The organism is Mycobacterium sp. 1164966.3 (assembly GCF_001665395.1).
GTDB lineage: Bacteria > Actinomycetota > Actinomycetes > Mycobacteriales > Mycobacteriaceae > Mycobacterium.
The window spans coordinates 77,168-86,994 of record NZ_LZSG01000024.1; the positions used below are offsets into that span (position 1 = coordinate 77,168).

Sequence of the window (9,827 nt, forward strand, 5' to 3'; positions counted from 1 at the left end):
CTGCATCTCTCCTTGTCTATTACTGTCTATTGCTTCGCGTTGGCCTGATTGCCCAAACCGCGCGGGCCGCGGGACAAGGCCACCATGCCGGATTGGGCGATTTCGCGGATGCCGAAAGGCTCCAATACTCGCAGCAGCGCTTCGAGCTTGCCGCGATTGCCGGTCGCCTCGACGGTCAGCGAGTCCGGAGAAACGTCAATCACGTTGGCGCGAAAGAGATTTACTGCCTCGATCACCTGGCTACGGGAGCCGGCGTCGGCACGCACCTTGATCAGCATCAGCTCGCGGGACACCGAGTTGTCGTCGTCCTGCTCGACGATCTTGATGACGTTGATCAGCTTGTTGAGCTGCTTGGTGATCTGCTCGAGCGGAGTCTGCTCGGCGGAGACCACGATGGTCATCCGCGACATGTCCTTTTGCTCCGTGCCGCCCACCGCCAACGACTCGATGTTGAAACCGCGCCGCGAGAACAGCGCCGCAACCCGGGCGAGAACACCCGGCTTGTCCTCCACCAGCACAGACAGCGTGTGCGTCTTGGAAAATCCAGTGATCATCAGGCGTGGCCTTCGGTGATGTCGTCGAATAGTGGGCGGATGCCGCGGGCGGCCTGGATCTCGTCGTTGCTGGTTCCGGCGGCCACCATCGGCCACACCTGCGCGTCGGCGCCGACGATGAAGTCGATCACCACCGGGCGGTCGTTGATCGCGCGTGCCTGGTTGATGACGTCGACGACGTCTTCCTCACGCTCACAACGCAATCCGACACAGCCCAGCGCCTCGGCCAGCTTGACGAAGTCGGGGATGCGGTGCGAGTGCGTGGCGAGGTCGGTCTGCGAGTAGCGCTCCTGATAGAACAGGCTCTGCCACTGGCGCACCATGCCGAGGTTGCCGTTGTTGATCAGCGCCACCTTGATCGGTGCGCCCTCGATGGCGCATGTGGCCAGCTCCTGGTTGGTCATCTGGAAGCAGCCGTCACCGTCGATGGCCCACACCTCGGCGTCCGGGCGGGCGAGCTTGGCGCCCATGGCCGCCGGGATGGCGAACCCCATGGTGCCCAGCCCGCCGGAATTCAGCCAGGTGCGCGGGTTTTCGTACTTGATGAACTGCGCCGCCCACATCTGGTGCTGGCCGACACCGGCGACGTAGACGGCGTCCGGGCCGGCGATTTCACCCAATTTTTCGATGACGTATTCCGGGCTCAGGCTGCCGTCGCTCTGCGGGCCGTAGCTGAGCGGATAGGTGGCGCGGACGCTCTCCAGATATGCCCACCATTCGGTCATCTCCGGTTGTGCTGGTGAGCCGGCGTCCCGGTAGTGCTGCAGCATCGCACTCAGATCGGTCATGACGGCCTTGACATCGCCGACAATCGGCACGTCGGCGTGCCGGTTCTTGCCGATTTCGGCGGGGTCGATGTCGGCGTGGATGACCTTGGCCTCGGGCGCGAACGAGTCGAGCCTGCCGGTCACCCGGTCGTCGAATCGGGTGCCCAGCGCGATCAGCAGGTCGCTGCGCTGCAGCGCCGCCACCGCGGCCACCGTGCCGTGCATGCCTGGCATGCCCAGGTTCTGTCGATGGCTGTCCGGAAACGCGCCGCGCGCCATCAGCGTGGTCACCACCGGGATGCCGGTCAGTTCGGCCAGTTCGGCCAGCTGCTCGGTGGCCTCGCCGCGGATGACGCCGCCGCCGACGTAGAGCACCGGTTTGCGCGCGGCGGCGATCAGCTTGGCCGCCTCACGGATCTGGCGGCTGTGCGGCCTGGTGTTCGGCTTGTAGCCGGGCAGGTCCATGCGTGGCGGCCAGCTGAAAGTGCACTGGCCCTGCAGCACGTCCTTCGGGATGTCGACGAGCACCGCGCCGGGTCGGCCCGTCGCCGCGATGTGAAAGGCCTCGGCAATGACGCGGGGAATCTCGTCGCCGGAGCGGACCAGGAAGTTGTGCTTGGTGATCGGCATCGTGATGCCCGAGATGTCGGCCTCCTGGAAGGCGTCGGTCCCGATCAGACCGCGCCCGACCTGGCCCGTGATGGCGACCACCGGCACCGAGTCCATCTGCGCATCGGCCAGCGGGGTCACCAGGTTGGTGGCACCGGGTCCCGAGGTCGCCATGCACACGCCCACCCTGCCGGTGACATGCGCGTAGCCGCTGGCGGCGTGACCGGCGCCCTGCTCGTGGCGCACCAGCACGTGGCGCAGCTTCCGCGAGTCGAACAGCGGGTCATACACCGGCAGCACGGCACCGCCGGGAATGCCGAAGATGACGTCGACGTCGAGTTCCTCCAGCGACCGGATGACCGCCTGCGCACCGGTAAGTTGTTCGGGTGCAACGCGTTTGGGTGAGACCGCGGCTTTGGCGGCCGGTTTGCCCTGGCCTGGCACGCCATTGGCTCCCGGCGGCTGGGAGTGTGGCTTGGTGGGTGCGCTCACTGTCCTCTTCGTCCTCTTGGTCCTAATCCTGGTTTCCTCTGGGAAGTTTCATTGCCGAAGCAACAAAAAACCCTCGCTGCTGAGCGAGGGTTGCGCGTTGGTGCTGGATCGCTTCAAATGCTGAAGTGCTGGTCAGCTACCAACGCGCCGACCAATTACTACGAGCATTCCGGGCTTTCCGGCGGTATCCATAGCGTCCGACGGTAGCCTTCGCACAGCTCAGCCGTCAAATCCGGTGCCGCGCACCCGGCATCGGAGAGCGTCCAAATCCGGCGATGGAATGATGCGAGGGTGGCTACGGAATCGCCAGTAGTGCTGCGGGTGTCGCCGATCGCGCACCTGGCCGTCGGATTCTTCACCCTCGGCCTGCTGGTGCCGGTGCTGGCCTGGCCACCGAGCGCGCCGCTACTCGTGATCCCGGTGGTGTTGTCCACGTTGATCGTCCGGCTGCGCACCGTCGCCGACGAGCACGGTGTGACCGTGCGGAAACTGCTAGGGCAGCAGACCGTGAGCTGGGACGATATCGACGGGCTGCGCTTCAGCAAAGGGTCCTGGGCGCGTGCCCGTCTGAAGAGCGGTGCAGAGTTACGACTGCCCGCCGTCACCTTCTCAACGCTGCCCCGGTTGACCGACGTCAGCTCGGGCAGGGTGCCCAACCCGTATGCGTGACCGAGGTCAGCCGAGCGGGTTGACCCCGGTGAGCAGCATCCACGCTGCTACACCTGCACCGATACCGCCCAGCAGCGCCGCGAACGACCCGATGAACGGCCGATACGCCCAGCCCCGGCCGGCGTCGAGGCCATAGCGGCCAGGACCACACAAAATCACCGCCACGGCGATGACTATCAGCGTGATCTGGTATTCGTGCCCATCGGGCAGGAAGAACGAGAAATTGTGCGAATGCGGCTTGACCAAGACGGTGGCGAGCAAACCGTTGACCAGGAACGCCAACGCTCCCGCGGCGGCGACCGGGGTGAACAAACCGAGCACCAGCAGCGCGGCCGCGACGATCTCGCCGCCGGCGCCCGCATAGGCCAGGACGTCGGCGTGGTGGTAGCCGACGTCGGACAGCGAACTCTTGAATCCGGTCATCCCGGTACCGCCCCACCAGCCGAACAGCTTCTGCAGCCCATGTGCCAACAGCACCGCTCCCAGGCCGACGCGAAGTATCAGCAACCCGAGATGCTGGGTGCCGCGACGCCCCAGGTCGAGCTGGCGATCGTGGTCCGTTTCCGGATCGATTGCGGCCGGCTCGGCTGCCAAAGCGCCGGCGGGCTGCGGCGGGTGGAACGCATACGGCAGCGGTTCCGGCGAGTCCATCAGGTTGTGCACGGGGCCGCCCGAAGTAGCTGCCTGGTATGCCGGCAGGTCGGTGGTGGTGCCGAATTCGCCCGGAAAACCGACGGGCGTCAGGTCGTCCTCGGGGTCAACCAGACTTGCCGAGGCAGGGCGTCCCGGCAGTGGTTCGGGGAGGTCACCCGGCCGCCGCCAACTCGAGTCATGCGATTGACTGGTCACCCGTGCCAGGGTAAGGGCAAATCGGCCTGAATCTGGGATTTGAGCGGCGCTTCACCAGACAATTCGGCAGTTTGCCCGCCGGCCGGTTCGGATCGGCCCCAAAGTGAGCCTGACCACCTGTCGGGGCACGAAATCGTCGGTACAACGGCTTTCGAAGGCTCACCTACCCGGGTATGTGGCGGCGGCGTCCGCAAAGTCCGTAGCCTGTCGGTCATGCGGATACGGCGGTCGGCGCGGTGCGCACTCGCGGCGCTGTGTACGGCAGTGCTGGTCTTGAGTGGCTGCGCGCGGTTCAACGACGCCCAGTCGCAGCCGTTCACCACTAACCCGGCACTCAAGCCCCAGCCCAGTTCTCCGCCTCCGCCGCCACCGCCGCTGCCCGCCACGCCGTTCCCCAAGGCGTGTCCGGCACCGGGGGTCATGCAGGGCTGCCTGGAGAGCACCAGCGGCTTGATCATGGGCATCGACAGCAAAACCGCGCTGGTGGCAGAGCGCATAACCGGCGCGATCAAGGAGATCTCCCTGAACGCCGAGCCGAAGGTGAAGATGGTCATCCCCGTCGACCCGTCCGGCGACGGCGGCCTGATGGACATCGTGCGGTCGCCGACATACAAGCAGGACCGGTTGATGTACGCCTACATCAGCACACCCTCCGACAACCGGGTGATCCGCATCGCGGACGGCGACATCCCGAAGGACATCCTGACCGGGATCCCGAAAGGCGCCAGCGGCAACACCGGAGCGTTAATCTTCACCAGTCCCACCACGCTGGTCGTGCTGACCGGAGATGCCGGCAACCCGGCGCAGGCCGCAGATCCCGCCTCGCTGGCGGGCAAGGTACTGCGAATCGAGCAGCCGACCACCGTAGGTCAGGCCCCGCCGACGACGGCCCTGTCCGGCGTCGGTTCGGGCGGCGGCCTATGCACAGACCCCGTCGATGGCTCGCTGTACATACTCGACCGGACCCCCACGGCGGACCGGTTGCAGCGCATCACCAAGAAGTCCGAGGTGTCCACGGTGTGGACGTGGCCGGACAAGCCGGGCGTGGCCGGGTGCGCGGCGATGGACGGAGTGGTGCTGGTCAACCTGATCAACACCAAGCTGACGGTGGCGGTCCGGCTGGCAAAGTCGACGGGTGCGGTCACCGGTGATCCCGACGTCGTGCGCAAGGAGACCCACGGACACGCGTGGGCGTTGAAGATGTCACCCGACGGAAACGTCTGGGGCGCAACCGTCAACAAGACCGCCGGCGACGCGGAAAAGCTCGACGACGTGGTGTTCCCGCTGTTCCCATCCGGCGGCGGCTTCCCGCGCAGCAACGACGACAAGACGTAGTCCGGTCAGCCCCTCAGGCTTCGTGGCCGGGTTCGATGTCTTCGACGTGGGAGAGGCGCAGCAGGTCGTCGGAGCTCTCCGAAGCCCAGACAGTGACGGGCTCCAGCAGATAGCCGACGTGATCGCCGACGTCGATGCGTTCCAATGTCTTTCCGACGAACCACGCGAGCGCATCGTCCAGAATCGGCATGTCTTCCGGGCCGGCGTGCCACGAGCAGCGGTCGAATTTGTTGATCCGATCACCGGTTTGCCCGCCGAACAGTTCGGCCAGGTCATGCTGCTGGCGGGACATGATGTGTACCGCGAGGTGTCCGGAGCGGCCCGCCACCTTGAACGTGTGGTTGCGTTTGGAGATGCCGACCAGAAATCGCGGCGGACGGATGCTGGTTTGCGTGGCGAAACCCACCAGACAGCCCGATGGGTGATCGTCGGCTCGAGTTGTCACGACGAAGATGGGATAGTCCAGCATCGACATCAATTCGTCGAATGGTTCGTCCATTGTTGCGGTCAGCCCTGACCGCAGGCGGCCAGCACGAGTTCGCGGACCCGTGCCGCATCGGCCTGGCCGCGGGTGGCCTTCATGACCGCACCGACGATCGCGCCCGCCGCGGCCACCTTGCCGCCGCGAATCTTTTCTGCCACATCGGGATTGGCGGCCAGCGCCTCGTCGACGGCGGCCTGCGTCACCGAGTCGTCACGTACCAGCTCGAGGCCGCGGGCGGCCATCACTTCCTCGGGTTCGCCCTCCCCGGCCAGGACGCCCGCTACGACCTCGCGGGCCAGTTTGTTGGACAGCTTGCCCTTGTCGACGAGTGCCACCACCTGTGCGACTTGCGCTGGGGTGATGGCCAATTCGTCCAGCCTGATGCCGGCCTCGTTGGCCTTTTGCACGAGGAAGTTCCCCCACCAGGCCCGCGCCGATTCACTGGATGCTCCGTGCTTGACGGTCGCGGTGACCAATTCGACCGCACCCGCGTTGACCAGATCGCGCATCACCTCGTCGGAGACGCCCCACTCCTGCTGAATCCGCTTGCGGCTCAACCACGGTAGCTCCGGAATAGTCTGGCGCAGTTTCTCCACGAGTTCACGGCTGGGGGCGACGGGTTCCAGATCCGGCTCGGGGAAATACCGGTAGTCCTGTGCGGTCTCCTTGGCACGGCCGGGGCTGGTGTAGCCGGACTCGTGAAAGTGTCTGGTTTCCTGGATGACCCGGCCGCCAGAGGTGAGAACCGCCGCCTGGCGCTGCATTTCGTAACGCACCGCGACCTCGACACTTTTCAGCGAGTTGACGTTCTTGGTTTCGGTGCGAATACCGAATTCGGTTGCGCCGCTGGGCTTGAGCGACACGTTAGCATCGCAGCGCATCGAGCCCTGGTCCATCCGGACGTCGGATACATCCAGTGCGCGCAACAGGTCGCGCAACGCCGTCACATACGCGCGGGCAATCTGCGGCGCCCGTTCTCCGGCCCCCACAATGGGTTTGGTGACGATTTCGATCAGCGGGACACCGGCACGGTTGTAGTCGATCAGGGAAGCCGTGGCGCCTTCGATGCGGCCGGTCTCACTGCCCAGATGGGTTAATTTGCCCGTGTCTTCCTCCATGTGCGCCCGTTCGATCTCTACCCGCCAGGTGGCGCCGTCCTCCAACGGCGCATCGAGGTAGCCGTTGATGGCAATCGGCTCGTCGTACTGTGAGATCTGATAGTTCTTCGGCATGTCGGGATAGAAGTAGTTCTTCCGGGCGAAGCGGCACCACGGCACGATCTCGCAGTTCAGCGCCAGTCCGATGCGGATCGCCGACTCGACGGCGGCCCGGTTGAGCACCGGCAGCGAACCGGGCAGGCCCAGGCACACCGGGCACACCTGGGTGTTGGGTTCGGCGCCGAAAGCAGTGGCGCAGCCGCAGAACATTTTGGTCCTGGTGTTGAGTTCGACGTGCACTTCGAGGCCTAGTACGGGGTCAAAGCGCGCGACGACCTCGTCGTAGTCCAGCAGTTCCGCCGTGGTGACCGTCATGCGCTCGATCCTAACGACCATGGCGAGCGCGGCTTCGCCGGGCGAAGCGCTCAGCGGCCAGGGAACGTATCGGCCAGCGCCGCGGCCAGCTCCAGGTAGCTGCGCCTGCTGCGCTTACTCATCCGGTCGAGGCCGATCTCTCTGCCCTCATGCACATGCCGGTCGAACGGCAGCACCACTGTGGCGGCGACACGAGCCGACAATTCTTCGAGCTCCTTGGCGGCCAATGTGTTCATGTTGCCCGGCTCTACGTGGTTTACGGCAAGTACCGTCGATTGCATCAGTCGCTGATATCCGTTGTTGCACAACCACTCCAGCGCAGTTCTGGTTTTCCGGATCGCGTCGATGGCGGGGCTGGTCACCACCACGAGCGCCCGTGACTCCGGCAAGACCGCTTCCATCACACTGGAATTCAGCGCCTTGACGCAGTCGACCATTACGACCGAATAGTGGGCACGCAGAATCGAAAACGCTTTGACGACGTCGTGCCGCTCCGGTCGCCAATCGGTGTGCGCATAGTCGGGCAGACCCAGCACTTCCAAGCCGAACGTATTCATGTAGGTGTGTGCCCGCACGTCGCTGTACCGCGTCACCGCGGCGTCGCCGAGCAGGTCGGGCAGGGTGCGGGCACTACGACGACCATGTCGCGCGACCAGATCCCCGGCGTCGAGGTCGAGAGCAATTATCCGGTCGTTGCGCACGTCGGCGAAGGTCGAGCCGAGCGCCTCGACCACAGTGGTGTTGCCTACGCCACCTTTGAGCCCCAAAACGGCGATCGGAACTGCGGTTCCTGCCCCGGTGCGGATGCGTTCCCGCAGGCCACGCTCGTAGATCTCGTCTTTGCTCGGACCGAGATCAATGTGGGTAAGGCGGTAGATCAAATCCCGCCAGCTGAATCTGCCTTGGTCGTCGTGCCGCAGGTCGGGCCAGTCAAGCGCGGTTCCGCCGGGTGCCCGTTCGTTGCCGGCTGCCGCGGCCGCCGGCGCGATGCGGGACGGCGGGACTGGCGCCGGAAACCACGGAGGTGCTGGCTGCTGCCGGCCCCATAACCCCCGGGGCACCGTGGCAACCTCGGATTCGGCCTTCATCCGCCAACTGCGTCCGGACGGCCTCTTATCCCGCGGATCGATCGGCTTCACTGACCGATCCGTCGGCTGAACGACTCGGCGAGAATCGCTCATGGTCCGGGGGATAGCCGATTTACGCGCACAGAAAACCCCTATCCGCCACACATCGCGAAATTGTGGGTGAACAAGAAGTTATTGCGCGCGAGCACAATACGACGGGTTCAGCCGAAGAAGGCGGCCGCGTCGTCGTAGCGGCTTTGCGGCACCAGCTTGAGTTGGCGCACCGCGTCGGCCAGCGGCACCCGGCCGATGTCCTGACCGCGCAGCGACACCATCTGGCCGTACTCGCCGGCATGGGCGGCGTCGGCGGCGTTGACACCAAACCGGGTGGCCAACACACGGTCGTACGCGGTCGGCGTGCCCCCGCGCTGGACGTGGCCCAGCACGGTCACCCGGACATCCTTATTGATCCGCTTCTCCACCTCGGCACCCAGTTGAGCCGCCACTCCGGTGAAACGCTCATGGCCGAATTCGTCAATCCCGCCTTCCCGCAACTGAATCGAGCCGGCAACGGGTTTGGCCCCCTCTGCGACCACACAAATGAAATGCGAGTCGCCGCGCTGGAAACGCCGTTTGACCAGCCGGCACACTTCCTCGATGTCGAAGGGCTGCTCGGGTATCAGCGTCATGTGGGCGCCGGACGCCAGCCCGGAGTTCAGCGCGATCCAGCCGGCGTGCCGGCCCATCACCTCAACCAGCATCACCCGTTGATGGGATTCCGCGGTGCTGTGCAGTCGGTCGATGGCGTCGGTGGCCACCGTGAGAGCGGTGTCGTGGCCGAAAGTCACGTCGGTGCAGTCGATGTCGTTGTCGATCGTCTTCGGCACACCGACCACAGGAACGTTTTCTTCGGAGAGCCAGTGCGCGGCGGTCAGCGTGCCTTCGCCGCCGATCGGGATGAGCACGTCGATGCCGTTGTCGTCCAGGGTCTGCTTGATCTGGTTGAGTCCGGCTCGCAGCTTGTCCGGGTGCACGCGGGCGGTGCCCAGCATGGTTCCGCCTTTGGCCAGCAGCCGGTCGTTGCGATCGTCGTTGCGCAGCTGCATACGACGGTTCTCCAGCAAACCCCGCCAGCCGTCCTGGAATCCGACCACCGAGGAGCCGTACCGGGAATCGCAGGTACGCACCACCGCACGGATGACGGCGTTGAGGCCAGGGCAGTCGCCGCCTCCGGTGAGAATTCCGATCCGCATGCCCTCATCTTGCCCTGTGCCCAGTCAGTGGCGCGAGCAGACGCAAAATCCCCCTAAACGGCATGGCTTGAGGGGTTTTTGCGTCTGCTCGCGAACCCTAAACGGCCGAGGGCAGCGGACCCCGGGCGGCCTCGTCGGCCGCCCCCACCCGGTAGAGCCGGTCGTCGGCCAACGCGGGAGCCATGATCTGCAGCCCCACCGGCACCGGGTGGGCCG

10 protein-coding genes are annotated in these 9,827 nt (G+C 65.5%); 2 read left to right on the forward strand and 8 right to left on the reverse strand.

Going from position 1 to position 9,827, the window contains the following annotated elements:
• Positions 1 to 26: 26 nt before the first annotated feature.
• Positions 27 to 554: an acetolactate synthase small subunit gene (gene ilvN, locus A9W99_RS08840; protein WP_067375873.1), complete on the reverse strand. Its 528-nt coding sequence runs from the start codon at positions 552 to 554 to the stop codon at positions 27 to 29.
• Positions 554 to 2,422 (reverse strand): acetolactate synthase large subunit, encoded by a 1,869-nt coding sequence (locus tag A9W99_RS08845; RefSeq protein WP_067375876.1) that lies wholly within the window; start codon positions 2,420 to 2,422, stop codon positions 554 to 556. The genes ilvN and A9W99_RS08845 overlap by 1 nt, the downstream gene beginning before the upstream one ends.
• A 291-nt stretch (positions 2,423 to 2,713) precedes the next feature.
• Here A9W99_RS08845 and A9W99_RS08850 point away from each other — a divergent pair, with 291 nt between their 5' ends.
• Positions 2,714 to 3,091: a PH domain-containing protein gene (locus A9W99_RS08850; protein WP_067375878.1), complete on the forward strand. Its 378-nt coding sequence runs from the start codon at positions 2,714 to 2,716 to the stop codon at positions 3,089 to 3,091.
• 6 nt (positions 3,092 to 3,097) lie between these two features.
• Here the strand turns inward: A9W99_RS08850 and A9W99_RS08855 are convergent, their stop codons facing one another.
• The gene (locus A9W99_RS08855; RefSeq protein ID WP_067375879.1) at positions 3,098 to 3,940 is read right to left on the reverse strand and encodes a DoxX family protein; all 843 of its coding nucleotides are present in this window, start codon (positions 3,938 to 3,940) and stop codon (positions 3,098 to 3,100) included.
• Positions 3,941 to 4,153: 213 nt separating this feature from the next.
• Between A9W99_RS08855 and A9W99_RS08860 the strand changes: the two genes are divergently transcribed.
• Positions 4,154 to 5,275, forward strand: coding sequence for a PQQ-dependent sugar dehydrogenase (locus A9W99_RS08860; protein ID WP_067375881.1), 1,122 nt, complete (start codon positions 4,154 to 4,156; stop codon positions 5,273 to 5,275).
• Positions 5,276 to 5,288: 13 nt separating this feature from the next.
• Here A9W99_RS08860 and A9W99_RS08865 read toward each other — a convergent pair whose 3' ends face one another.
• From A9W99_RS08865 to A9W99_RS27165, 5 genes are all read right to left on the reverse strand, one after another.
• On the reverse strand, positions 5,289 to 5,774 hold the full coding sequence (locus A9W99_RS08865; RefSeq protein ID WP_067375883.1) for a flavin reductase family protein: 486 nt from the start codon (positions 5,772 to 5,774) through the stop codon (positions 5,289 to 5,291).
• Positions 5,775 to 5,782: 8 nt separating this feature from the next.
• Positions 5,783 to 7,291: an Asp-tRNA(Asn)/Glu-tRNA(Gln) amidotransferase subunit GatB gene (gene gatB, locus A9W99_RS08870; protein WP_067375897.1), complete on the reverse strand. Its 1,509-nt coding sequence runs from the start codon at positions 7,289 to 7,291 to the stop codon at positions 5,783 to 5,785.
• A gap of 50 nt (positions 7,292 to 7,341) precedes the next feature.
• Positions 7,342 to 8,379, reverse strand: a complete 1,038-nt coding sequence (locus tag A9W99_RS08875; protein ID WP_156623022.1) for a MinD/ParA family protein — start codon at positions 8,377 to 8,379, stop codon at positions 7,342 to 7,344.
• 200 nt (positions 8,380 to 8,579) lie between these two features.
• On the reverse strand, positions 8,580 to 9,611 hold the full coding sequence (locus A9W99_RS08880) for an ATP-dependent 6-phosphofructokinase (protein ID WP_067375885.1): 1,032 nt from the start codon (positions 9,609 to 9,611) through the stop codon (positions 8,580 to 8,582).
• Between the two features lie 97 nt (positions 9,612 to 9,708).
• Positions 9,709 to 9,827 (reverse strand): hypothetical protein (locus tag A9W99_RS27165; RefSeq protein ID WP_253869694.1); only part of this gene is annotated, 119 nt, incomplete at its 5' end.

Excerpts from the sequence above, each read along its gene's own strand:
- ilvN (WP_067375873.1), bottom strand. The coding sequence starts at position 554 with ATGATCACTGGATTTTCCAAGACGCACACGCTGTCTGTGCTGGTGGAG.
- A9W99_RS08860 (WP_067375881.1), top strand. The coding sequence starts at position 4,154 with ATGCGGATACGGCGGTCGGCGCGGTGCGCACTCGCGGCGCTGTGTACG.
- A9W99_RS08865 (WP_067375883.1), bottom strand. The coding sequence starts at position 5,774 with ATGGACGAACCATTCGACGAATTGATGTCGATGCTGGACTATCCCATC.
- gatB (WP_067375897.1), bottom strand. The coding sequence starts at position 7,291 with ATGACGGTCACCACGGCGGAACTGCTGGACTACGACGAGGTCGTCGCG.
- A9W99_RS08875 (WP_156623022.1), bottom strand. The coding sequence starts at position 8,379 with ATGAAGGCCGAATCCGAGGTTGCCACGGTGCCCCGGGGGTTATGGGGC.
- A9W99_RS08880 (WP_067375885.1), bottom strand. The coding sequence starts at position 9,611 with ATGCGGATCGGAATTCTCACCGGAGGCGGCGACTGCCCTGGCCTCAAC.